General features: G+C 42.1%; 25 protein-coding genes and 1 pseudogene. 8 read left to right on the forward strand and 18 right to left on the reverse strand.

The window, feature by feature from the left end; translation table 11 throughout:
• Positions 1–62: 62 nt before the first annotated feature.
• The gene (locus J8L84_RS11025; protein WP_211070744.1) at positions 63–923 is read right to left on the reverse strand and encodes a PhzF family phenazine biosynthesis protein; all 861 of its coding nucleotides are present in this window, start codon (positions 921–923) and stop codon (positions 63–65) included.
• A gap of 410 nt (positions 924–1,333) precedes the next feature.
• Between J8L84_RS11025 and J8L84_RS11030 the strand changes: the two genes are divergently transcribed.
• The gene (locus J8L84_RS11030; protein ID WP_211070745.1) at positions 1,334–2,191 is read left to right on the forward strand and encodes a hypothetical protein; all 858 of its coding nucleotides are present in this window, start codon (positions 1,334–1,336) and stop codon (positions 2,189–2,191) included.
• A gap of 137 nt (positions 2,192–2,328) precedes the next feature.
• On the opposite strand, the gene J8L84_RS11035 is transcribed toward J8L84_RS11030, so the two are convergent.
• From J8L84_RS11035 to J8L84_RS11050, 5 genes are all read right to left on the reverse strand, one after another.
• Entirely contained in the window at positions 2,329–2,658 is a 330-nt protein-coding gene (locus J8L84_RS11035; protein WP_211070746.1) for a hypothetical protein, read from the reverse strand.
• An 89-nt stretch (positions 2,659–2,747) separates the two neighbouring features.
• Positions 2,748–3,005 (reverse strand): hypothetical protein, encoded by a 258-nt coding sequence (locus J8L84_RS20455; protein WP_247670717.1) that lies wholly within the window; start codon positions 3,003–3,005, stop codon positions 2,748–2,750.
• Positions 3,006–3,026: 21 nt separating this feature from the next.
• Complete coding sequence (locus J8L84_RS20460) at positions 3,027–3,341, reverse strand: rod shape-determining protein MreB (protein WP_247670718.1); 315 nt, start codon at positions 3,339–3,341, stop codon at positions 3,027–3,029.
• A gap of 54 nt (positions 3,342–3,395) precedes the next feature.
• Positions 3,396–3,860 carry an energy transducer TonB gene (locus J8L84_RS11045; protein WP_211070747.1) on the reverse strand — a complete coding sequence of 155 codons (465 nt, stop codon included), beginning with the start codon at positions 3,858–3,860 and terminating at the stop codon, positions 3,396–3,398.
• A gap of 75 nt (positions 3,861–3,935) precedes the next feature.
• The gene (locus J8L84_RS11050; RefSeq protein WP_211070748.1) at positions 3,936–4,166 is read right to left on the reverse strand and encodes a hypothetical protein; all 231 of its coding nucleotides are present in this window, start codon (positions 4,164–4,166) and stop codon (positions 3,936–3,938) included.
• A 511-nt stretch (positions 4,167–4,677) separates the two neighbouring features.
• On the opposite strand from J8L84_RS11050, the gene J8L84_RS11055 reads away from it, so the two are divergent.
• Genes J8L84_RS11055 through J8L84_RS11065 form a run of 3 tightly spaced genes read left to right on the forward strand, consistent with a single transcriptional unit; the run spans position 4,678 to position 6,930 of the window.
• Entirely contained in the window at positions 4,678–5,082 is a 405-nt protein-coding gene (locus J8L84_RS11055; protein ID WP_211070749.1) for a PadR family transcriptional regulator, read from the forward strand.
• Positions 5,083–5,087: 5 nt separating this feature from the next.
• Positions 5,088–5,666, forward strand: a complete 579-nt coding sequence (locus tag J8L84_RS11060) for a hypothetical protein (RefSeq protein ID WP_211070750.1) — start codon at positions 5,088–5,090, stop codon at positions 5,664–5,666.
• Positions 5,659–6,930 carry a metallophosphoesterase gene (locus J8L84_RS11065; protein ID WP_211070751.1) on the forward strand — a complete coding sequence of 424 codons (1,272 nt, stop codon included), beginning with the start codon at positions 5,659–5,661 and terminating at the stop codon, positions 6,928–6,930. Before J8L84_RS11060 ends, J8L84_RS11065 begins: the two co-directional genes overlap by 8 nt.
• Before the next feature lie 159 nt (positions 6,931–7,089).
• Here the strand turns inward: J8L84_RS11065 and J8L84_RS11070 are convergent, their stop codons facing one another.
• The 4 genes from J8L84_RS11070 to J8L84_RS11085 form a co-directional block, all read right to left on the reverse strand.
• Entirely contained in the window at positions 7,090–7,371 is a 282-nt protein-coding gene (locus J8L84_RS11070; RefSeq protein WP_211070752.1) for a hypothetical protein, read from the reverse strand.
• 120 nt (positions 7,372–7,491) lie between these two features.
• On the reverse strand, positions 7,492–8,265 hold the full coding sequence (locus J8L84_RS11075; RefSeq protein WP_211070753.1) for a hypothetical protein: 774 nt from the start codon (positions 8,263–8,265) through the stop codon (positions 7,492–7,494).
• Positions 8,266–8,385: 120 nt separating this feature from the next.
• Positions 8,386–9,381: a hypothetical protein gene (locus J8L84_RS11080; protein WP_211070754.1), complete on the reverse strand. Its 996-nt coding sequence runs from the start codon at positions 9,379–9,381 to the stop codon at positions 8,386–8,388.
• Between the two features lie 577 nt (positions 9,382–9,958).
• Entirely contained in the window at positions 9,959–10,243 is a 285-nt protein-coding gene (locus J8L84_RS11085; protein WP_126872209.1) for a pyrimidine/purine nucleoside phosphorylase, read from the reverse strand.
• Positions 10,244–10,497: 254 nt separating this feature from the next.
• On the opposite strand from J8L84_RS11085, the gene J8L84_RS11090 reads away from it, so the two are divergent.
• Positions 10,498–13,614, forward strand: coding sequence for an FAD-binding and (Fe-S)-binding domain-containing protein (locus tag J8L84_RS11090; RefSeq protein ID WP_211070755.1), 3,117 nt, complete (start codon positions 10,498–10,500; stop codon positions 13,612–13,614).
• A 65-nt stretch (positions 13,615–13,679) separates the two neighbouring features.
• Positions 13,680–14,102, forward strand: a complete 423-nt coding sequence (locus J8L84_RS11095; protein ID WP_211070756.1) for a DUF4826 family protein — start codon at positions 13,680–13,682, stop codon at positions 14,100–14,102.
• 35 nt (positions 14,103–14,137) lie between these two features.
• Here J8L84_RS11095 and J8L84_RS11100 read toward each other — a convergent pair whose 3' ends face one another.
• The 7 genes and pseudogenes from J8L84_RS11100 to J8L84_RS11130 form a co-directional block, all read right to left on the reverse strand.
• Positions 14,138–14,605: a GNAT family N-acetyltransferase gene (locus J8L84_RS11100; protein ID WP_211070757.1), complete on the reverse strand. Its 468-nt coding sequence runs from the start codon at positions 14,603–14,605 to the stop codon at positions 14,138–14,140.
• A gap of 9 nt (positions 14,606–14,614) precedes the next feature.
• On the reverse strand, positions 14,615–15,781 hold the full coding sequence (locus tag J8L84_RS11105; RefSeq protein WP_211070758.1) for a cupin domain-containing protein: 1,167 nt from the start codon (positions 15,779–15,781) through the stop codon (positions 14,615–14,617).
• A gap of 41 nt (positions 15,782–15,822) precedes the next feature.
• Positions 15,823–17,139, reverse strand: a complete 1,317-nt coding sequence (locus J8L84_RS11110) for an adenylate/guanylate cyclase domain-containing protein (protein ID WP_211070759.1) — start codon at positions 17,137–17,139, stop codon at positions 15,823–15,825.
• A gap of 68 nt (positions 17,140–17,207) precedes the next feature.
• Positions 17,208–18,575, reverse strand: coding sequence for an adenylosuccinate lyase (purB, locus tag J8L84_RS11115; RefSeq protein WP_013784399.1), 1,368 nt, complete (start codon positions 18,573–18,575; stop codon positions 17,208–17,210).
• Positions 18,576–18,589: 14 nt separating this feature from the next.
• A complete protein-coding gene (hflD, locus tag J8L84_RS11120) occupies positions 18,590–19,216 on the reverse strand; it encodes a high frequency lysogenization protein HflD (protein WP_013784398.1) in 627 nt (208 codons plus the stop codon).
• Between the two features lie 2 nt (positions 19,217–19,218).
• Positions 19,219–20,343: pseudogene (gene mnmA, locus J8L84_RS11125) on the reverse strand (tRNA 2-thiouridine(34) synthase MnmA); the annotation flags it as partial.
• A 288-nt stretch (positions 20,344–20,631) separates the two neighbouring features.
• Positions 20,632–21,174 carry an rRNA large subunit pseudouridine synthase E gene (locus tag J8L84_RS11130; RefSeq protein ID WP_211070760.1) on the reverse strand — a complete coding sequence of 181 codons (543 nt, stop codon included), beginning with the start codon at positions 21,172–21,174 and terminating at the stop codon, positions 20,632–20,634.
• Positions 21,175–21,597: 423 nt separating this feature from the next.
• Here J8L84_RS11130 and J8L84_RS11135 point away from each other — a divergent pair, with 423 nt between their 5' ends.
• Positions 21,598–23,817 carry an NADP-dependent isocitrate dehydrogenase gene (locus tag J8L84_RS11135; protein WP_211070761.1) on the forward strand — a complete coding sequence of 740 codons (2,220 nt, stop codon included), beginning with the start codon at positions 21,598–21,600 and terminating at the stop codon, positions 23,815–23,817.
• A 410-nt stretch (positions 23,818–24,227) separates the two neighbouring features.
• Here the strand turns inward: J8L84_RS11135 and cspD are convergent, their stop codons facing one another.
• The gene (gene cspD / locus J8L84_RS11140; RefSeq protein WP_013784394.1) at positions 24,228–24,446 is read right to left on the reverse strand and encodes a cold shock domain-containing protein CspD; all 219 of its coding nucleotides are present in this window, start codon (positions 24,444–24,446) and stop codon (positions 24,228–24,230) included.
• Positions 24,447–24,644: 198 nt separating this feature from the next.
• Here cspD and clpS point away from each other — a divergent pair, with 198 nt between their 5' ends.
• Complete coding sequence (gene clpS / locus J8L84_RS11145; RefSeq protein ID WP_057792270.1) at positions 24,645–24,965, forward strand: ATP-dependent Clp protease adapter ClpS; 321 nt, start codon at positions 24,645–24,647, stop codon at positions 24,963–24,965.
• Positions 24,966–24,983 lie beyond the last annotated feature (18 nt).

Here is a 24,983-nt window from a genome sequence, read left to right on the forward strand (position 1 = left end):
CCTTGAAACTCGTTAAAAGCAATGAGGGTTATACACCAATATGCACAAACATTGCTCTGCTACTAAATTTCTATTTCAACCTGTCGAATGGAGCGGCCAACGCCACCAGCCATTAAACGACTGATGCTACCATTAACCAACTGTAAATTAACATTTATTACGCTGGGCGAAGGTCGGTTCATTAAATGGCCTTGCTCAATCTGTAACGTCGTATCTTCGAGTCCTTGGCGGTCATGTAGATAGCAAGCTAAAGGGCCAGCAGCCATGCCGGTTGCAGATTCTTCGTCTATCCCATAGCGTGGTGCAAACATTCTAGCGCCAGCGTGACGTCCGTCAACTTCGGTTTCTCTTGAAAACACATAAAAACCTATCAAATCGTATTGTTCGCTTATTTCATTAATAAGGGCTTGATTAGGGTGTATCTCAGCTACAGAAGACGCATTTTGAAGTGGAGCAAGTAAAAAAGCATTCCCAGTATTTACAATGGTTACTGAGTCGAGCGGCACGTCGCTTGGAAGATTAAGTGCTGCTCGTACTTCTTCGGTATCTAATACATCGGTATAGGTTGGCCGAGACTGCTCCATAAATGCCATTGAACCATCAATAATTATTTCTCTCACGCCATCTACGGTCTCTTTCGACATTCGACCATTTTGCACCAAGCCAAGCTCACTCATTCTGCTAAACGTTGCTATGGTGGCATGGCCGCAATGCGCAATTTGCTGTACTGGGGTGAAAAACTCCAGCTTTATAGTGGCAACGTCTGAGCGAGAAACAAAAGCAGTCTCAGAAAGCCCCACTTTTTGCGCCACGTGTAGCTTCTGCTGCGCGGTTAAAGCGTTCGCATCTAAAACCACACCGGCAGAATTTCCACCTGTGTCACCGTCAATAAATGCATTTACTATTTCAACAGAGACTTTCATGAGAGCTCCTTTACCAAACAATTAAGGCTGAATGTACTAACGTCTTACTACCTTTATATTTGAGATTGGGCAGATGTTTATTAAGAACTATGAATGTATCTTTATTTAGCACCCAAATCCAACCCTTCTTGTGCCATCATTTTCTTAACTGCGTTGCGGCATAGCATAATTTGATAGTGAGCATTTAAACCTTAGGAGCACTAAAACCTCAGGGCCCCTAGAGTCATCATGCCTTATGCAAGCTTCACGTAATTTAGTTTGTTTTCATTACGACGTCTTTTGAATAAATCATGTCGGGATTGATTATCTGTCATTGCTTCATTCTCATATACTTTTTCTATAGAAAACTTACCCAATACTAGGTGTACTTCTTCACCAAGGTGTCGTTTCGGGTATCAACGAAATTAAGAATGAAAATGGCACTTGACCCTGACAGATTGATAAATTTAACGCGTTATCCTATTGGTATAATAGGTAAAGATAGAAAAGATTTAATTGCGCAAATAAGCGCTGAATTAAACCAACATGGCTGCGCAGTGTTAAAAAATTTTCTTACGCCAGAAGGCATCGCGGCTTGTATTCACGAAGCAGATAGCGTTGCTGCACATGGACATCATAGCTATTCTCGCACCAACCCGTATTTTACTGCAGAAGATACATCACTGAATGCTGATGACCCTAGGCGAAAATTTTACGAGCGATCAAGTGCTTTTATTAGCGCGGACAATTTTCTTGAGCAAGCACCTTTACGTACCGTTTTTGACTGCAATGGTTTCGATGCCTTTATACGGGGTTGTTTGCAAATACCTGAAGACCGTTTTTTTCGCTACGCCGACCCATTAGCAGATGTAATTGTAAATATGGCCACAGAAGGGAATGGTTTTCCATGGCACTTCGATACCAACAACTTTACGGTGACACTGGCGCTTCAAAACGCCGATGAGGGTGGAGATTTCGAGTATGCGCCAATGATAAGAACCACAGAATGTGAAAATTTCGAAGAAGTTTCAAAGGTGCTATCAGGTACTTCAAATCGAGTAGTAAACCTTAAGCTTAAACCGGGCGACCTGCAATTATTTAAAGGGCGCTACTCTTTGCACCGAGTAACACCGTTAAAAGGAAATACACCCAGATACGTGGCCATATTTTCGTATGTAGAAGAGCCGAGCATGGTAGGTAACGTAGAGCGCACTATGCAACTATATGGCAAAACCTTACCCATCCATCACCAACAAGCAAGCTTGAGGGATGATACCCTCATCGACTAATAATGGGGTTCAAGTACTTTTTAAATGCCAAGGTAATCTATCAAAGTCTCCCGTCCTGTTTTCCGGTTTAAAATACTTTGACCCTACAATCTACTTTTTTCGGCCCTCTTTATAGAGCTTAATATATTTTTAAGCCACTAAATAACGACTTTCTCAGTATTTGGAAATAATACACAAGCACGCTCAAAAACTTGAGCAGAGTATCTTTTCAAAAGGTTGATATCAATGGCATTTGAACTTTGATTAAATACCGTAATAATGCTGCCAGCTTTTTGAATACGTGCTGCGCTTTGTTTGCTTATTCGCTTACCCTGAGACGGCCAAAGCCTTGCCAAGGGGGTATGAAGAATTAGGACTTCATCCCCGATTTCTTGCAAGACATGCTCAGGACTATTCAGGCGTGGCGAGCGGAACAATAAGAAAGTAACTAGTGTTGTAAGTATTGCTACTAAATAGAGATATTGCATCCGGTTGTCATTTTCCTTTAGTGAATGGGATAAGTGTTAATTAATAAAAATCAAAGTATCCCAATCCGCTCTGGTCCAATTAATCTAGTTCATTTGCCTAAATACCAAACAGCTAAAGTTAACATTACAAGGTAAAAGACAAATACGCCATAGCTAGTCAACTTTGATGGTGGTGAACTACTTTGAATTGTAGGTTTATCGTCATCTTCTAGTTCGTCAAAGTTTATTTTTTCTAGACTTAATGCGGAGCCGGTATAAATCTTTACTGCTATTGCACCTGCACCAATCGCTAACTCTTTGAACGCTCGCTTTTCAATCATAGTGAGGCCACCTTCAGTTTTTTCCATCGGGTGGATAATAACCTTAGGTCATGGCCGTAGCATTTTACTATTACCTAAATGTCTAAACGTGTGTTGCAGTAATTTTTCGCCTACATAGAAATCTGAAAAAAGCACTCTAGGGTGGGAAAATGGATTAATGGCAATTTCATTATGTTGAAGCCTCTCACTCGCTTCTTTACCAACACCTGAAATCAGCTTCGCACCTTTATCGTTAGTTTTAATGACTATAGCGGGGTAATCATCAAAAGATTCGCGCGTTGCAGTATCAGTGACTTTTAATCGGTGCTCCCAAATTTGTACATACATGACTGACGCAAATTTTGCGCGTAAATTTGAAAACATCCTATGTTCCTTAGTTTAAATGGGTAAGTGGTTCTTAATATTTAAACTACTTGTTCATATATGAGAAAAGTTGCATTGCTTTTCTGTTTCAGCTTTATTTTTAGAATTGCTAACCATAAAGTTCAATTGGATTGTGGTTAGTACCGGTGCGTTTTCAATATTGTCTTCTGACGCTGACCACTTCCACCTGTTTAATGCTGTTGCCGCAGATTTGTCAAATACGCCTTCAGGGTATGACTTTTTAATTTTAAACCCACCTAGTGTTCCGTTACTATCAATTGCTACAATAAAATCAACACAGCCAGACAAGCCTCTTCTAGCGGCATCAACGGGGTACTTAGGGTCTGCACTTTTTGTTACTACCCAATATCTTTCGGTTAAATTCTTTTTACTGTCTGCGGTTAAATCTAAGTACCGAATTGGTTCTTCAGCAAAAGCTTGGGTAGCTTCGTTGGGCTTATGCGATGCACAAGACATCAAAAAAACGCTTAGAATTGATAATGAAACTAATTTTCTCATCCATAACTCCTTGTAGTTCTAGCATCCTGCTTGTTTAGTAAATGCCAAAGCGCGCAGCGTTGGGTACTTTTTTGCTTATGTACTTGCTAATTCAGAGTTACTTTTCAGTTGTTTAACGCAGCGTACAAAAACAGATATAGATGTTATTCCACCACAAATGATTCCGACTTCAAGGATAGATAGTTCAAATGACCCTAGTACATACATAGTGCCAATTGTTGAACCAAGCACAAATGCAGCTGCTATAAAAACTGCGAGAGCAATAACTAACATTGACCAGGTCGCAATTTTATTCCATGTAGACATACTGAATATTTCCTAAGATTGTATTTAAGTACATAATTTTTCAATTACGGGTGATAACGCTTGGCTAAAATTTTATGTTGCGAATAGAGACTGAGCCAAGCTTCAGCCGTCGCGCATAAGTAGTGAGCAGTGCGTTAACTTCGCCACAACCTACCTGACTACCAACTCGCGCTGTATTTATTATTTGCTTCAGAAGCTTCGACTTCTAATGGTGCTTTATCGTATCCGTTCTCTGCCATATCAGAAAAGTGTTGGGTGACGACTTTACCTCAACTAGACCTCTAAACCGATCCGTTTAAACACATCATTCTGAGTTCAATCCTTTAATCAATAAATTCAGATTACCCTCCAACTCATCAAAATTAAACAACAAATTAAATTGGTGCTCTTCGCTCACAAATTGAAAGACCAAAACGAACCGTTAAAAGCGTAAGTTGTATTTTGGTTGTTTACTATGCTATAAATTATACTATGTATTACATAGTAATAAGTTTAACCTAGCTGGAAGGTCATGACAGAAACTGCAAATCAAAGCGCGAAGTGGGATGCTCAACTACGCAAAGGTACTTTAGAGCTGGCGGTGCTTGCGGCCGTTGCGGGTGAAGAAAAGTACGGGCTGGCGATCCTTAATTATCTGCATGGTTTTGAAACCATGGTGATTAGTGAAGGTACGCTTTACCCACTGCTAGATAGGCTTAAGCGCGAAGGGGTACTTAATGCAAAATGGCACCAAGAGGGTGAAGTGCGCCCACGCAAGTATTACTCATTAACAGAAAGCGGTCTTGAACGATTACATATTCTGCGCGCGCGGTGGAAGCGTTCGGTAGTTGATATGGAATCGTTGTTAGCAGACTCAAAAAGTGGCGCGAATAACAGCACAGACAACGGCAAAGAAACAGGAAAAAGAAAAGGATAAGCACAATGAGTGGAAGGGAACAAATAAGCAACTACCTAAAAAGCTTTAACCGCTACTTGGCCTCGTTAAGTTCTGAAGATGCGGCTGAAGTGATTAAAGAAATTGAATCTCATATTTATGACGTTATCGATCAACAGGAAATGGCCGGAAAAGACGCCGATATTGAAGGTATCTTAGCTGGCCTTGGTGCGCCTAGGGTTCTTGCCGAAGACTACGTAAGTCATATTCAACAAGGTACGCCGCCACCAAAAGGATTTCGTCCATTAGCATCGGTCACTAAGGGGCTGTCGAAAACCTTGTACTGGGGCATGTTAGTCTTTGGCTATGGTACAGGTTTAGCGTTGGTTCTATTAGCATTTGCAAACCTATTGTTGCCCAATGGTATTGCTTTTTGGGTAGAGGCTGAGGGGAACTCTGTTGCTATTGGTTTTTTAAGTAACCCCATACTGGCGCATAGCGACACTACTATCACAGGTTTGTGGATAACGCCGGTGGCCTTAGTAAGTGCCTATGCGATTAGCTTACTTACTTATCGCATTCTGGCTTTGCTTAAACGGTTTGCTATTGGCTATCAGTATGCTTAAGCGTGCAGCGAAACGTTTAGCCAAATCACTAGGGCATTTTCTGCTTGTTTCTTTTGTATTGGCGGTTATTGGGGTGGGTGTCTTAATAAGCCAGCATGGGTCTATCAATATGGGCGATGCGCCATTGGCCTATAAAGTAGGTGGGGAAGGACCGTTTGTCTTTTTCAAGGATGAAACGCCCATAAGTTTTGATGTTACAGGCTCTGATGTAGCAGGCGCAGATGTTAAAGGCTCTGGTAATGGGGATACTTCTGTTGAAATAAATTACATTCGGGGAAGCCGAGAAGATAACTTCTTTATAGAAAAACGCCACGTGTCTTTAACAGAAAAGACAGCAGAGCCCCTTGAGGTTTATTTTGCTTTAGAAGATGCCACGTTTACTTTCAATTTAAAGCCATTAAACGCACTGCACACCAATACAGCGTCGGTATATGAAAGCAACGCACCTATTTTGGCAATATCCGACTTAGAGGGGAATTACAAAACCTTCCGTGATTTCCTTATTACCCATAACGTCATTAATGAAAACCTTGAGTGGCAATTTGGTGAAGGCCATTTAGTGCTAGTGGGCGACATGGTAGACAGAGGGTTTTCTACTACCCAATTGCTCTGGTTCATTTATAAGCTAGAGCAAGAAGCCCAAACAGCGGGTGGGGTGGTGCATTACATTATTGGCAATCACGAGCTTAAAAACCTTCAAGGCAATTTTAAATCTGCGGCTAATAAGTATATTCCCATTGCGGGGTTGCTTGGCAAAACCCAGGCCGATTTATTTAGCCACAATTCGTACATAGGGCGTTGGCTTGCCAGTAAAAATACTATTGAAAAAATAGACGGCCATTTGTTTGTACATGGCGGTATTCATGAAGATATCGCGAACCTTGATTTAAGTTTGCAACAGATAAACGCCAAAGCTAAAGCCTATTACCGACAAATGTATTTTCCCGGTGTGGCAGACAAGGTAACGGAAGCGTTAATTTCAACAGAGAGGGGTCTGGCGTGGTATCGAGGGTATTTCAAAGATGATGTAAGTTATACCTCTGTACAGAAAACATTAGATAAGTTCGACGCACTATCAGTAACGGTTGGGCATACCTTACAGTTTAAGGTGAATAAACAGTTTGATGGCCACGTGTATGCGATTGATGTGAAACATCCTGATGATTATCGCGGAAGCTTTCCAACAAAACATTCTGAGGGATTGTTGATTGAAAAGGGTAAGTTTTATCGGCTAACTGAAACCGGTGAAAGAATAGTTTTATAAGTATTTGGGAATTAGCTTTAGTTAAGTTTATCTATAACGAATAGGGTAGAGTGCATTTTTAGTCGTTAAAGTACTCTGACCCCTTTATTCATACTGCGAAGCAGAGCCCGCGTGTTTGTGTCCCCAACATTTGATTGTTAGGTGAAAAGCTAACACAACCTATGGTTTGATGAGTAGAGAATTACCGCACTTTTTACATTTCAGCTCTACATCCATGAGAAGCTTAGTGAAAATACCTAATGCTGAAGTGACTAAAAAGGCGATGATTTTATATAACGCTGATGGGGCAAAAAGTATAGCAGAGAAAAAAGCCACGATATAAGCAACGACTAGAATATGCAAAGCCGCGTTCCACACGCTCTTAGAAAATACATATTCAGCTTCACTGTAACAGAGCAAACAACATGCTATATCTTTTTTCTTCAATCCAAAGGTAAGCATTCCGGTTTCACCTAACGCCGTTTTAAGCGGCAAAAATTGTTGGCTAAAATAGTGAACGAAGTGAACAAAAGCCAACTGTTTTTTGTCCGATTTGAAAACCCCTGTTAGGTGTGGTCTAAATTAGTACTTCTTGAAGTTATCTAAGTTTCTGCCACCTTTACCCGATATATTTAAAATACAGCAAACAACTTCAAAATATTTAGGCTCGATTCCTTCGATTTCTTTGTAGTCACCATGATCGTTAAGTGAGCGAATTGTCGGAAAGTGTCCCCACAAGCTATTGTTAGTTATGTAATCATTTACTTGTGTGTGTTTTGAAAACCCATTTGCCTTAAAGATATTTATGTACTCTTGAATTTCTGAACTTTCGATTTGACTTAAACTCATCCCCTTTAAAACGCTATTTGCTTGATGCTTTGTATTGTACTGCTTGTAAAGTAAATACTGTTTCTCGAACTTAGAACTACCTCCGGAGACTAATAATTGAAGTTGGTGCCAACTCAACTTTACTATATTAGTAATATGTATTGTTGATTGGTGTCCCTTTCGATTTGTCACCTGAACGATTTCATTTACCTTTAAGTTCGCAATTTTGCGGTATAACACCGGATTGTACTCGAACTTTTTCTCAGTAGTTACCGATGTAGTGAAAAGAGGTTTATGTTGTTTAACCAATGAAACTTGAGGTTTTACAAGTCGAGCAATAACTCGTTCGGGTTTAGGTAAAGGCTCAGATTTAAGCACCTCTTCAAGTGATTTTCCAAACTGTAGCTTTCCCAGTACCTTTTCTGCAGTTGCGCGACTAAATTCGTGATGGATTAACTCATCATTTTGAAAAATGCCGTAATGCGTCCCAAGACTATTATTGCTAATTCTATTAATTTTGAAACTCATTCTTTAAACCGGCCTTTTGAACACCTAACGCTTAAATAACAGGCTAAAAATTGTGGACTAAAATGGAGCGGAGCGAACAGCCCACTGTTTTTAGTCCTTGTTTATTTTCTTGTTAGCTTTTTATATCACCCACTTGATCAAGTCATAGACATAATTGGTAAACAAACCTATCAAAAGGGTTCCAGTTACCCCTAACCCACTCCAAATTAAAGACTTTTTATTTCTTTGAGAGAACTCTGTAACTAATTTTGCATCACCTTTGTTCAATTTCAGGTAAGACATGGCTAAATAACTATCGATAGCTGATTCAACTTTACTCAACAATGTATCTGCAAGATTACCTATTATCACAAAAGTTGAAGCGTATATAACTAAGAACTTAAGAGTTAAATCTGAACTTATTTGCTGCGTGTCAATTGCCGAAGCGGTAAATAAAGCGAGTAATCCATAAATGGTTAACGTACCAAATTTGCGAACTAAATGAGATATACGCTGCAATGGAGCAATCATTTTTAAGCTTTTAGACTCATCACAACCTTTAATCCATTCATCAAACATAGCTGTGAAATGCCTAGCTTTAACATAATCACAATAATGAACCGTGATTCTTGCAGTAGTTGTAACCATACTTGAAATTAATGCCGACGATATAAATGGAGGAGCTTCTTTTTCAATTTGCTGTAATTCTCCAATTCGTGAACGTACTTGATTGATGATTTTATAATTTTCAAATTCTTCTGTTTCAGTGTTATAAAGAGTAAATGTATAAAGCAGTATTATATTGGCAGTTGGATTAGGGCTTGTTATATTGTGTTTCTCAAACTCCTCAAATGAATTAAATTTTTCAGACTCACCTTCGTGATGAGAAACCGCAATCTGAACCCCTAAATTGTCTTTGGCTGGATTTAAAGACCGTATCGATTGTAGGTTTTTGAAATGTAATTCTTTAATATCTTCAAAGCAGACTAAAATATTGTCATTGTATGATTTAGAAATTTCTTCGCTTCTAGCGTTAACCTTATCATGTATTTTTAAGTATAAATCCAATTGAACGTCTTCATGTCTAACTATGTTGTTGGATGACTCATCATCCATGACCTCAACAACATTTCCCATTACGTACTCCTAAGTTTGAAAAAGCTAACAGCTAACTAGACCCCAATCCGGTCTGTCTAAACACACTGTTATGGGTTTTTTAATTTTATCCATATTGTCAGATTACCCGCTAACTTCCCAAAATAAAACAATTAATCAGAATGGTGTTTTTTGCTCATGGGTTAAAAGTACTAAAATGGTGTATTAGGGGGTAATGGTGCATTTCGCTCATTTGCTTCTTTTTATAATAAGTTGAACCTAGCTTAAAAGTACGAAATGAATTTAAAAACAAAGCGGGGAAGCGAAGTAAAAGCGACATAGCACTAATAGGGCTAAAAAGTACGCCAACAAAAAAATTATTGTCTGACCGGAGGTAGACTTAATTATTCTACGGGATGGTGGCAGAGTTCAGTGATAGATATGGAATCGTTTATAGAAAATTACCAAAGCGAAAGAGGGTACAAAGGGTAAGGCAACACTCAAGGTACGAGTATCGAATCTACCCAACGCTGGCACTAGCACAAAAATACAAGCGCAGCGTTAGGCAAGCCTAAGCGATAAACTATTGTTAGTTAGAAACTTAAGCCATAAAGCAATACTAGCTATAAAAGCAAAGGTAAGCTGTAGGCGTTTCAATTTTTACATCGAAAGACAAGTTAGCGTCTATGGTAAATTCTGTGCCCGTTTTGAAAGACTGCCAGTCGCTTGAGCCAGGAAGCTTAACGGTCATTTCGCCTTCCATTACTTTCATTACTTCGTGCTGACTGGTGTTGAAGGTGTATTCACCTGGCGCCATTACGCCTGAAGTGCATGGGCCATTTGCCGACTCAAATGCAATTGAACGAACCTTGTCATCAAAATAACTGTTTACTGTAAAAGACATAAACTGCTTTCCTTTTATCGAGAATAGAAGAGCGGGCATTGTGCAATATTTATGGTTGAATGGCTAACTTGTGATTTTCTAAGATATTCTAATTGGATAAGAATACCCGTCTTTAAAACACTTCCTGTTATATAAAGTGCAAAATTAGTCATTAAAACCACATGAAATATGTGTAATTGTCTAGAGACTCGCAAGCGCTGTGGTTATACTAGCTCACAATCGCATTTCCAGAGGTTTTACAGCAATTGAGCACTTTGAGTTTGCCACGTGTGGTGCCCCAGCAGAGTCTTTTAACACATTATCAGACATACCTAGAACAGCTTGCTAGTACCGCTTTTACCGGCGATGTTGAGTACAGCTATGCCAGCCGTCTTGCTGTGGCCACCGATAATTCGGTATACCAAAAACTCCCTCAAGCTGTGGTATTTCCTAAAAGCGTTGCCGATTTACAAGTATTGGGCAAGCTGGTTAACGACCACCCGCTAGTGAAGTTCTCGGCTCGTGGTGGCGGCACAGGCACAAACGGCCAAAGCTTAACCGACGGCATTGTGGTTGATATGTCGCGCTACATGAATCAAATTCTGGAAATCAACGTTGAAGAGCAATGGGTGAAAGTTCAATCTGGTGTAGTGAAAGATGCTCTGAATGACGCACTTCGTCCACATGGCTTTTTCTTCTCGCCTGATCTTTCTACCAGCAATCGCGCTACCGTAGGTGGAATGATTAGTACCGATGCTTCTGGGCAGGGCTCGTTGGTTTATGGTAAAACCAGCGACCACGTATTAGGCTTAACCTCGGTGCTGGCTAACGGTGAAGTATTAAACACCACGCCAATTAGTGTGCAAGAAGCAAAAGAAATAGCTGATACAAACGCAGATAACAGCGCCTATGCCGGTATTCTGCGCCAGGTGCTAGCTACCTGTGTAGACAAACGCGATGCTATTATTGAAAAATTCCCCCGTTTAAACCGCTTTTTAACCGGTTACGATTTAGAACACGCTTATAACGATACCGAGCAGCTTATAGATGTAAGCCGCTTAATTACCGGCGCTGAAGGCTCGCTTGCAATGGTGGCCGAAGCGAAGCTTTCACTTACGCCTATCGCGAAACACAAAGCTCTCGTTAATATTAAGTACGATACCTTTGAATCGGCGCTTCGTCATGCCCCTGAAATGGTAAAAGCGAATGCCACGTCTGTTGAAACGGTAGACTCAAAAGTACTTAATTTGGCCAAAACCGACATTATCTGGCACTCCATCGCCGATTTAATTACCGACGTTCCGCATAAGGAAATGTTGGGCTTAAACATGGTGGAGTACAACAGCAACGATGAAGAAGAAATTCGCACTCGTATAGCCGAGCTAGAAGCTAGGCTTACCGCCGCTGCTGAAACAGGTGAGGGTGGGGTAATTGGTTATCAGGTTACGTTTGATAAAGCGGATATTGGTAAAATATATGCCATGCGTAAAAAGTCGGTGGGCCTGTTGGGTAAAACCAAGGGTGTGCAAAAGCCTATCGCCTTTGCTGAAGATACCGCAGTACCGCCTGAAAACTTGGCCGATTTCATCATGGAATTTAGAGCTCTGTTAGACAGCCATGGTTTAAAATACGGTATGTTCGGGCACGTAGATGCAGGTGTGTTACACGTGCGCCCAGCCCTTGATTTGTGTGATGTTGAACAAGAAAAGTTGATGCATCAAATATCAGATGAAGTGGTAGCGCTAGTTGCTAAGTATGGCGGCTTAATGTGGGGCGAGCACGGTAAAGGTTACCGCAGCGAATACGGCCCTGCGTTTTTCGGCGACATGTTATTTACTGAACTACGCAGAATAAAAAGCGCGTTCGACCCCCTTAATAAAATGAACCCAGGCAAGGTGTGTACGCCGTTAGATAGCACTGAAAGCTTGGTTAAAGTTAGCGATACCAAACGGGCAACATTCGATAGAACTATTCCGGTTACCTTTAAAGCCGCCTTTGCGCCAGCCATGGAATGTAATGGTAATGGCTTGTGCTTTAACTACGACACCACGTCACCCATGTGCCCTTCAAGTAAGGTAACTCGCGATAGACGTCATAGCCCGAAAGGCCGTGCTGGCCTTATTCGTGAGTGGATACGCTTGCTTGCTAAAGATGGGGTAGATACGAAAACCTTGAGTGCCGATCAATTCGACACATCCTGGTGGCAACGCTTTAGCAACAGCCGCAACAAACAAGACGATTTTTCTCACGAAGTGTTAGACGCCATGAATGGTTGTTTAGCCTGTAAGTCGTGCTCAAGCCAATGCCCGGTGAAAGTAGACGTGCCTGATTTTAGGTCGAAGTTTTTATCTATTTATTACCAGCGCTACATGCGCCCAATGAAAGACCACCTTGTGGGCAACATTGAACGCATGGCGCCGATTATGGCCAAGTTCTCGCCTATGGTTAATCTGTTTTTGAAACGAAAATGGATGCAAGATGGTATTGAGAAAACCATTGGTTATGTAGATACGCCTATTTTATCTGAGCCAACGTTGGCAAACAGGGTAAAAGGAAAAGTGGCGAGTTATAACCATGATGAGTTAGCGAAGCTAAGTGCTGAAGAAAAGCAAAAGACAGTGTTGATAGTGCAAGACCCTTTCACCAGTTACTATGATGCGAGTGTGGTTGAAGATTTTGTTGCCTTAGTAAATGCCCTTGGCTTTACACCGGTAATGTTGCCGTTTAAACCGAACGGTAAGCCTGAACACGTAAAAGGCTTTTTAGCCAAATTTGCAAAAACCGCAAAAAATACCGCTGCCTTTTTAAATGAAGTGGCGCAATTAAACATTCCTATGGTGGGTGTAGATGCTTCTTTGGTATTGGTTTATCGTGATGAGTACACCAAAACCTTAGATAAAGCCCGCGGGGATTTTCATGTGTTAGCAGTGCATGAATGGCTTGAAACGGTACCCAGTGATGTATGGCAAGCGACAAGCGAAAAGGCAAATGCGGCAGAGCCTTCAGCGCAGTCTTCAAAACAGCCTTTAGCACATTCTTCAAAAGAGCCTTTAAAACAGCCATTAGCGCTGCTAAGTCACTGTACAGAAAAAACGGCGTTGCCCGCATCTGAAAAGCAATGGCAGGGTTTGTTTGCTAAAGTGAATCAGCCGGTTGATATTGTTGCCGTAGGTTGTTGCGGCATGGCCGGAACTTATGGTCATGAAGCCGATCAAAAAGAAAAGTCGTTAGCCATTTATGGGTTAAGTTGGGAGCAAGCGGTCAAACGCTATCCCGCAGATGCTATTCTTGCCACAGGCTATTCTTGTCGAAGTCAGGTAGCTCGTATAGAGCAATTTAAGCCGAAGCATCCTTTACAAGGTTTGTTGGCCTGTGTTTCATCATCGCAGTAGCCTAAACCCAACATTAGCCAATTACGTAAAAACTAAAAATAAAACGAAATAGATTAGAGAATACTATGACAGACAATACACCACAAAACGAAATGACCGACCAGCAACGCAGTGAATGGGTGCGTGAGCAATTTCAAAAAGCAAATAAACACCTAGCCGAAAATGGTGTGCTTTTTGAATCAGTCGTAACCAATGAAAGCCGCTATTTAGTGCCTTACTTGGCAGTATGGAAGATAAAAGACACCAACAATGCGATGTATTGGGTAATGAGTGGCGATTTACCTACGGACTACATTGCTGAGTCTACGGCGGCTACTGCTCGCGATGCAATTAAGCATTTCGCAATGGCGTGGCAGTTAAAGGCGGCAAATTTACGTGAGTCAGACAGTGCGGATGCATCATCGTTGGAGTATGCAGAATTATTAGAGAGTAGAGCAGAAGGTTTGCACGCCATACAAAACCAAGATGAACTATGGCAAGGCGTTTAAACTAACCTTTAATGATGCAATGGCTAATGTATTAGCTAATGCATTTGTGAAACATCGGGGAATGGAAAACGCTCAGCAGGGCATTGCATGCGCTGACGTGCTACGCCACCGTCCATGAATACTTGCCCCTCGGGCTTAAAGCCTAAGCCTTGATGGTAAGACACACTATCAAGGCTGCAGCTTACTTTTAAAATAGTGACATTATGGCGATTGGCAACTTCTATTAAAGCCGCAAACAGCGCGCGATAAATAGACATATTTCGGTAACCGCGTTTCACTGCAACTCTGCCAATTTCTCCACACTGAGTTAACCGTCCCGTTGCAATGGGTTGGTTAACTTCTTCACCGTCTTCCAAAAGCAATACATGAAAAGCGCTGGCATCGCGCTCATCAAATTCACTGTCTTGGGGTACTCGCCATTCCAAAACGAATACATCTTCCCTAATTGCTTTAAGTCGATGCTTATCCCTAGCCCAATCGACGTTCTCTATCGTATAAGCCATATGGTTGCTTTATGCTTCTATCCATTCCCAGTACCCTTTGTTTATAAGTGTAGTTAATGTTGCTAAAAACGCAAAAGAGGGGAGATCAGGCAGGATATCCGCAAAAAGTACGTCGTTGTTCACTAAAAGCTGAACCCATTGCTCATCTTCTTTGTTATAACTGAAACGTTCACCGTTAACGTAAAAGAAGCGGCCATGATGAGAAGATGACGTGTTTTCAGTATCTTTTGCAATGAGCGCACGTACTCCTGGGGCGGCTGCAAACTCCACACCTTCTTCAAAGCCTGCGGTAATTTGGCTATCAGTATATAAATGTTCCGGTGGATACTCTGGAAGGCCTTGTTCACTTAGCGATTCAAGCAATGCATGGGTGAAGTCATCGGAATTAATAGCTGTGATGAGCTGCTTTTTCAACGCCGCGATATCGCTAAGTTCAACCACTGCCGAAGGTATTGACAACTTTCTACCTGCATCGGTAAATCGCTCGTTAATATCGCTGGTTTCTAACATTAACGATAGGCTATCGGCGAGTTGTGCGGTTTCAGGGGCACGAAAGCCCACAGAGTAGGTTAAGCAGTCTTCCAACGCTTTGCCATCGTGTGGCCAACCCGGCGGAATATACAGTACGTCACCTGGGTTTAGTACTTCATCAATAATAGGGTCGAAGCCTTCAATTTGACGAAGTTTAGGGTGAGGGAATACTTCTTTGTACTCTCCTGGCTTACCCACTCGCCAACGACGCTGACCTTTACCTTGTACCAAAAACACATCGTATTGGTCGATATGCGCCCCAACACCTGCATTTTTAGTGGCAAAACTTACCATTAGGTCATCTAAACGCCAGTTTGGAAGAAAGCGGAAGGGTTCAAGAATGTCTGCTACGTCATGTACGTACCTGTCTACACTTTGAACAAGTAGGGTCCATGCCCCTTCACAAACGGCTTCAAAATCATGAATTGGCCCTTGATGTACTTTCCATTCGCCTGTGCCATCAGCGGTGTTGCCACTGGTATTTTCAAAGCTTAGTAGTCGGCTATCTATTTCTTCTTCTTGGGCTAAGCCTGCCAAGTCGTGCTCATCGATAGGATCTTCAAAATCTTGAAAAAAGCCACGTAATACAACAGGCTTTTGTTGCCAATAATGAGATAGAAAATGTTCTATATCGAATTCTTTCATTAAGTGATCTCCACGCATCTATAGGGGCATTATCGTTTATTCTATAAATGGTTACTAGCGTAGTGTGTATCCGTAAGCTGGTGTTCGAAGGCAGACAATTCACCAATTTTGCTATTAATTAAAATAGGGCAGAACTTAGCTTGGGTTTCAGCGGCTAAATGAGGAAATGTGCTATCGCAAACAGTAACGGTATTCCCGTTGCAATGTTGTTCTAGCATAGACGCCAAATTAACCGTATTACCCCATACATCGAAAATGCCGTGCTGTCTTCTAGGCATGCCAGCAGTAACTGGGCCTGCTGCAACGCCGATACGAATTTGGCACGGCCAACCTTCTTTTAACGCAAAGATTTTAAAGGTGGCGGTAACGGCAAGCGCAAACAGCACGCCGTTATTTATGTGATGTATGCTTTTTTGCTCGCCTTTTTGTTCGCCATTTGGAGTGCATGAAGCACTTAAAGGAGAGAACGTACACAGTTCGCTAACCGCCATGTATTCATCGCCATTTGTTTTCACTGGATACATATTATGCGCAGCGGCAAGCACATCAATTTGGCTGTAAAAGGCATCCAGTGCTTCTATCACCTTTTGTTCCCCAAACAAGGGAGCCAATGTTTGATAGCCTTTTATATCTGCGAATAACACACAGGCCGAGGTAAAGCTTTGCCGCATTAGCCCGGTCGAAAAGCATGTTGATGCACTACTTGAAAACCCACCCATAGGAGTATTCGAAACATGGCTCAAGGGGCGAGTAAACGCGCTTGTCAGCTTGGCGGCAGGTGTTGCTTTTATCAATAATTGCCGCGTATGACGGTAGTTCACTGCAAGGTGATGGAGGTGGCGCCGGCTATGGGCATGCAAGGTCAGTATAAGTCCCACGCTGGCTAGGGTTAGGGTAATACTGTTGCTGCGACGAATAGCGCCTTGCCAACCGTGCAGCGAATAGCTAAATAGACCATCAATAACACAGAATGTTAGGGCGAAAAGCAATCCCCAATAAAGTCGTGGACGTTGTTCATGCTGGCTAAATAGCCCCACGCAGCATAAGCAGCCAATTAATAAAAAGTGCTGAATGTACACGTCACCACGCCACAGAAAAGTTGCTAGCACTATATAGCTGTAATAACTGGTAAACAGCAGTGTACGAGCATGGGTGGGCTGGCCTTGGTTACAAAGATATAGAACGGTGAACGCACATAGAATATGAAAGGTCAGATTCCACCACAGAGCTATGTGATTCGCGCTATGTTCAGCATAGGCCATTAATAGCGGTGCTTGTAACAATAAGCACAGAGCAAAAAAGCGCGCGGTTGTGTGAAGTATTACCGCTTTTGAATGAAATGTTTTGTGTGTAAGCATGCCTAAATTCCAACCATAAAAAAACGCGGACTAGCCGCGTTTTTAAGTGTATGGAAAAGGCGATGCCTTTATAACTGATCTACCAGCCTGATTGCATCACCAATGTAGCTCGCTGGTGTTAATGCTTTAAGGTCAGCTTTTGCTGCTTCTGGCATGTCTAAGTTATCGATAAATTCAGCCACGATTTCAGCGTTAACCTTTTTACCACGGGTTAACTCTTTCAATTTCTCGTAAGGCTTTTCAATACCGTAACGACGCATTACCGTTTGAATTGGCTCTGCAAGTAATTCCCAGTTGTTATCAAGTTCATTCAACAAGCTTTGCTCGTTAACTTCCAACTTGCTAATACCTTTAAGGGTCGCTTGATAAGCGATAACCGCATAACCTACACCCACACCTAAATTACGAAGTACGGTAGAGTCGGTTAAATCACGTTGCCAGCGGGAAATAGGAAGCTTAGCGGCTAAGTGATTGAAGATAGCGTTGGCTAGGCCTAAGTTACCTTCCGAGTTTTCAAAATCGATAGGGTTAACTTTATGCGGCATGGTTGAAGAACCAATTTCACCGGCAATGGTTTTTTGCTTAAAGTGGCCAAGGGCAATGTAACCCCACACATCACGATCGAAATCGATAAGAATGGTATTAAAGCGGGCTACTGCATCGAACAACTCAGCAATATAATCATGCGGTTCAATTTGCGTGGTGTATGGGTTCCACGATAAGCCTAGTGATGTGACAAACTTTTCAGACTCACTGTGCCAATCTACATCAGCGTAAGCAGATAAGTGGGCATTGTAGTTACCTACAGCACCATTAATTTTGCCTAAAATTTCAACCTTGGCAATTTGCGCGCGTTGACGCTTCAAACGCATTGCCACGTTAGCCATTTCCTTACCCATGGTAGAAGGAGAGGCAGGTTGGCCGTGTGTACGTGCCATCATTGGAATATGTTGGTATTCCTTGGCAAGTGCAATAAGGGCATCGATAAGCTTGTCGCAGTAAGGCAGCAACACAGTGTCACGGGCTTCGGTAAGCATAAGGCCGTGAGAAAGGTTGTTAATATCTTCAGACGTACATGCAAAGTGAATAAACTCGTTTACAGCAGATAATTCGCTGTTGCTAGCCACTTGCTCTTTTAGGAAGTATTCAACCGCTTTAACATCGTGGTTGGTGGTGCGCTCAATGTCTTTAATGCGCATGGCATCATCAACACTAAAGTTAGCCACAATAGCATCTAATAATGCGTTTGAGGTATCAGAAAACGCAGGAACTTCTTCAATTTTGGTGTTCGCCGATAGCATTTGCAGCCAACGTACTTCCACTTCAACACGGTATTTCAGTAAGCCGTACTCTGAAAAAATACTACGTAATTCTACGCTTTTTCCAGCATATCGACCATCGACAGGGGAAATTGCAGTTAACTGACTCAGTTCCACCTTCAGCTCCTTAACTAGTTTATCAGCCTGAGCGCCTTTACAGCGCTATTTAAAATTTGTTTTCTGCGAAACAAAATGTTCCGACGTTTACCACCCATTTGACGCCACATTACCGCGGCGCGCACGCCTGCAAGTAATATAGCGCGAACTTTGTGTTGCGTAGCCGGTTGGCCAAGATGATCCGGATTACCCGCTATTTGAATGCGCGGTGCTAATGGACTAATAATATCGCTGTATATACTGGCCAAAGACGACACAATTTGTGGGTTTTGAAAGTCTACATGCGCTAATTGTCGCTGCACGTGAGAAATGCGCTCTGCCAGCTCTTTCATGGCGGCAGGTTTACGCGCGAGTTTTCTTTCAAGACCAAGAATGCTGGCAATATAACGGGTCAGCTCGGTGTCTTTGCTCTGTTGTTTATCTGACAATTGTGCGAATAAGGTTTTATACCCAACCTCAAGGTTGCTTAACTTGCCGAACACTTGCTGCGGGTTTTCAGGGTCGGTAACCAATATACTGGAAAGACTCGCTTCTACCGCTTCGTCGTTTGCCGTGCCTTTTCTTGCAAGGCTTTGCACAAGTGCCGCCGACTGGCAAACACCAGCCAAGGCTAAATTATTTTCTACGTCGGTATCTAACATTAACGAATATAGCTCTCAATAATTCCGCCGCCTAAACACACTTCATCTAGGTAGAAAACGGCAGATTGACCAGGTGTAACCGCTTTTTGCGGTTCGTCAAAAATGACTTCAATCATATCATCATTGATTGGCGCGATTGCGCAGGGAATATCAGTTTGACGATAGCGAGTTTTAACCACAGCGCGCATAGGCTCTGTAATAGCAGTGCGGTCTACCCAATGCAGTTGTTTTGCCACCAAGCCTTTAGAGTATAGGCGAGGGTGGTCGGCACCTTGGCCTACAATTAATACATTGCGGGCTACGTCTTTATCTACCACGTACCAAGGTTCTTCGCCGTATTTCGCGTGGCCACCAATGTGTAGCCCTTTACGTTGACCTAAGGTGTGATACATCAAGCCTTCGTGTTTACCAATTTCTTCCCCTTCCGCGGTTTCAATAATACCGGGTTGGGCAGGTAAGTAGCGGCCTAAAAAGTCTTTGAATTTACGCTCACCAATAAAACAGATACCGGTGGAATCTTTTTTATCGTGCGTGATTAGCCCTTGTTCTTCAGCAATTTTACGCACTAGGGGCTTTTCAATATCGCCCACTGGGAACAAGGTTTTCGCCACGTGTTCTTCACCTAGGGTATAGAGGAAGTAACTTTGATCTTTGTTTTCATCCAACCCACGCAATAGCTGCCACTTGCCATCTTGATGACGACGGCGCACGTAATGACCGGTAGCAATATAGTCTGCCCCTAAATCTTCAGCAGCAAATTCAAGGAAAGCTTTAAACTTAATTTCCTTGTTGCACATAATATCGGGGTTGGGGGTTCTGCCTGCTTTATATTCTTCTAGGAAATACTCAAATACGTTATCCCAGTATTCAGCGGCAAAGTTGATGGTGTGAAGCTCAATACCTAATTTGTCAGCTACGGCTTGTGCATCTTTTAAATCTTCGGCGGCTAAGCAATATTCATCATTATCATCTTCTTCCCAGTTCTTCATGAACAGGCCTTCCACCTGATAACCTTGCTGTAATAACAAGTAGGCAGAAACGGAAGAGTCGACGCCGCCGGACATTCCGACGATTACTTTTTTGCTCGCGTTTGATTCAATATCAGTCACAACGTAGATAACACTCATTTAGGTTGATTTCAGGGTGGCGGATTTTACCAGATAAAGCCCACCAATTCACATAATAAAGCGATTGTGTTCAATCGTTTTGCTTTCTCGACAAATTTTATTGTCGGGATGAGCAAATTGGTCGTTTAAAAGTGTATTTCAAGCGTGAAGTTTCAATATTCAATAAACCAAAAAGCTATAACTAATAATGAACGCAATAGTCATTAAGGTTCATCGTTATAGCGGTCTATAAAATGAGCCATACACTAGTTAGCGTTTGGTAAAATTAGCATTGTGTTACTGCTACTGTTAGAAACACACGTACTTACCATTATCGATACCATCAATGGTCCAGTTGCCCACGCGATAGCGCACCAAACGCAATGTAGGAAAACCAATGTGGGCGGTCATACGCCTGACTTGGCGGTTCCTGCCTTCACTGATTGTGATAGACAACCAGCTAGTAGGGATAGCTTGGCGGAAACGAACTGGCGGGTTTCTGTCCCATAGTTCAGGAGGTTCTATAGCCACAACTTTGGCTGGTTTGGTCATGCCGTCTTTAAGCTCAACCCCGTTACGCAAGGCGTCTAGCGCTGCCTCGTTAGGAATGCCTTCCACTTGCACCCAATAGGTTTTACTGGTTTTGGCCTCGGGGTGTGCCAGTTTATGTTGTAGCTTTCCGTCGTTAGTCAGCACCAATAACCCTTCGGAATCTCTGTCTAGTCGACCGGCAGCATATACCCCAGGTACATCGATATAATCTTTAAGGGTTTCTCGGCCGTCTGCATCAGTAAATTGAGACAGTACTTGAAAAGGTTTGTTGAAAAGTACGATTTTGCTTTCGTTTGCCATGGTGTGAATAATTACTCTTATTCTTAGGATGCCTTCTATCGCAAAAGCCTACCACAATGTGCGAAAAACTGCCCAAGTAAGACATAGCTAAAACAATAAAGGGCATAAAAATGTGCGGGAAATTCGGCGAAATTCAGGCAAGTCGTCGGTTAAGACAATGGTATGACTTGTAACTAAAAGTTTCGACCTTATACTAATGTTCGCAGTTAAAAAAATAACAGACTGCCCATTCGTGTTGAGTGCATGAAGGTTGCGCTAATCTCAGCACGAGGACGAAAACAACAAGTGGTTCTGCTGTTATGTGCAACAGAACATAAAACATCAATTACGTATCGTAGTGACCGAAGGCTTTTCACATGCTTTGTGTTAGTGCGACTAATGGACTAAAACGGTAGTACGCTACCGACAACATTGAGGTACATAATGACCAAGTCTAAGATCATCTATACTAAAACAGATGAAGCGCCAATGCTGGCGACGTACTCGTTGCTTCCTATTATTAAGAAGTTTGCTAGTGCTGCCGATGTTGAAGTAGAGCTAAGTGATATCTCTCTTGCAGCCCGTGTTTTGGCTACTTTCCCCGAGTTTCTTTCTGAAGAGCAACGTGTAACTGATACGTTATCTGAACTTGGTGAGATGACGCAAGACCCTGAAGCTAACATCATTAAGCTACCAAATGTAAGTGCGTCTATTCCTCAGTTACGCGCCACTATCGCTGAATTAAACGAAAAAGGTTTTAACGTACCTGCTTTCCCAGATTCGCCTAAAACTGACGAAGACCAAGAGATTCGTGAGCGTTACGGCAAGGTACTAGGTAGTGCAGTAAACCCTGTATTACGTGAAGGTAACTCAGATCGCCGTGCTCCTACTGCGGTTAAGAACTTTGCCCGTAAGCACCCGCATTCAATGGGCGAGTGGTCACAAGCATCTCGCACTCACGTAGCGCACATGCGCGGCGGCGACTTCTACTCAGGTGAAAAATCAGTAACCGTAGAAAAAGAAGGCCATGTAAGCATTGAATTTACCGGTAGTGACGGTAGCAAGAAAACCCTTAAGCCTAAGGTGAATTTGCTGGCTGGTGAAGTTATCGATGCAATGTACATGAGCAAGAAAGCACTGTGTGAATTCTTCGAAGAACAAATTGAAGATGCGAAAAACACCGGCGTTTTATTCTCGTTACACGTTAAAGCGACAATGATGAAGGTGTCTCACCCCATCGTATTTGGTCACTGCGTTAAAGTATTCTACAAAGACTTGTTTGAAAAATGGGGCGACCTTTTTGAAGAGTTAGGCGTTAACGCTAACAACGGTCTTGGTAGCGTTTACGATAAAATTGCTAGTCTTCCTGAATCTCAGCGTTCTGAAATTCAAAAAGACATCAATGCTTGTTATGCCGACCGTCCACCTATCGCAATGGTGAACTCAGACAAAGGTATTTCTAACCTACATGTACCAAGTGATGTAATTGTAGATGCTTCTATGCCTGCAATGATCCGTAACTCTGGTCAAATGTGGGGACCGGATGGAAAGTCGCACGATACTAAAGCGGTTATTCCTGAAAGTACTTATGCCACTATTTACCAAGAAGTCATTAACTTCTGTAAAACACATGGTGCATTCGATCCAACAACAATGGGTACAGTGCCTAACGTTGGTTTGATGGCGCAGAAAGCGGAAGAATACGGTTCACACGATAAAACGTTTGAAATGGAAGCTGACGGTACAGTACAAGTTGTTGATCAAGACGGTAACGTGCTGATGGAACATGCTGTTGAAGAAGGCGATATCTGGCGTATGTGTCAGGTGAAAGACGCACCTATTCAAGACTGGGTTAAGCTAGCGGTTACTCGTGCACGCCAATCTGGTATGCCAGCAGTATTTTGGTTAGATGATGAGCGTGCTCACGATGCACAGCTAATCACTAAAGTAGAGACTTACTTAAAAGACCACGATACGTCAGGTTTAGATATTTCAATCATGGCACCTGTACGCGCTATCCGTTTCAGCATGGAACGTGCAATTCGCGGCCTAGACACTATTTCAGTAACCGGTAACGTTTTACGTGATTACCTCACTGACTTGTTCCCAATTCTTGAGCTTGGCACCAGTGCTAAAATGCTTTCAATTGTGCCTCTAATGGCAGGCGGCGGTTTGTATGAAACTGGCGCTGGTGGTAGTGCACCTAAGCACGTTCAACAGTTTGTTGAAGAAGGTCACCTTCGTTGGGATTCACTGGGTGAGTTCTTAGCGCTAGCGGTTTCACTTGAAGACGTGGCAATTAAGCACGACAACAAGAAAGCGAAAATTATCGCTACTGCGTTAGACAAAGCGACGGAAACATTGCTTAACAATGGTAAGTCACCAATGCGTAAAGCTGGCCAATTAGATAACCGTGGTAGCCACGTTTATCTTGGTTTGTACTGGGCAGAAGAAGTGGCTAATCAAACTGAAGACGCTGATTTAGCGGCCCAGTTTAAAGCGGTATATGACGAATTATCGGCTAAAATCGATACTATCATTACTGAGATTGATGAATCTCAAGGTAAGCCTCAAGATATCGGTGGTTACTATTACCCTGATTCAGCGAAACTAGAAGCGACTATGTCACCTAGTGAAACGTTGAAAGCGATTCTTAACGCTTAATAAAACTAAATAGGCTACTGATTTTTTAGTAAGCTAATTTTTAAAAGCGCTCCTGACCAAATAGTCAGGGGCGCTTTTTTTTTATCTTTATTAAAATTCAAAAAAACTACTGGTGAAAATTTCCAGAATATTTACTCAGCTTTATGCTTATTAATTTTAGTTTTTTACTGGTTAGCGCAATTTAATCTAAAAATATGGATAAGCAAAAAGGTAAATTATCTGAATTAAACTCAGATTATTTAAAAATAAGTAATAATTAAAAGAAGTGTTGAGAGGAAATAAATAAAATTTAATAAAAAGAGTAGGCCATACATTCCTATGAGAGTGAACGATTGTCGACTCCCTAAGAAAAAACCCACTGCTGCCTTAGGTGGCAACAACAGGCTTCTGTAGAATTTTTTTGGTGTTACTTAACGCTCTGGTTCTTCTTTAAAGCCTATGTTTTCGGCGTGTAGGCCTTTAGGGCCCTGTTGCACGTCATATGTGACTTCCTGACCAGCTTTAAGTGAGCGATATCCTTCCATTTGGATAGTTGAGTAGTGTGCGAAAATATCTTCGCCACCATCTTCAGGTACAATAAAACCAAATCCTTTCGCGTTGTTAAACCATTTAACTTTGCCAATCGCCATACTTCGACTTCCTCTTAATCCTTGAACTAACACGATTATGCCCCCACAATATAATTGAAGGCAGTGTGACGTGTTTTGAAAACAACAACGTCACCTCTAAAATGTAGATTTTTTAACCATATTATGTCAAGAGCAAATGTAAATTAATTTTATCCTAAAGTTAGTGAGACATCTGCCAACAAAGCACTATTATTAATTATGAGTAGAGACAACGCCATTAGCATCGAAAGGGAAAAACTCAAAGACGCGCAGCGCCAAAAAACGCAGCCGCCGCCAATGTATAAAGTGTTGTTGAACAACGACGATTACACGCCAATGGATTTTGTAATTGAAGTGCTCATACAATTTTTTAATATGGATGCTGAGAAAGCGCATCAAATAATGCTAACAGTACACTACCAAGGTAAGGCGGTTTGTGGCATTTTTACTGCTGAGATAGCAGAAACCAAGGTGATGCAGGTGAATCAGTATGCACGTAAGCACAGTCATCCGCTTATGTGTACTATGGAACAGGCGTAAGTCAATTTGTAGAGGGCG

This window comes from Alteromonas sp. MMG017, from assembly GCF_018100795.1.
In the GTDB taxonomy this organism is placed as follows: Bacteria; Pseudomonadota; Gammaproteobacteria; order Enterobacterales; family Alteromonadaceae; genus Alteromonas.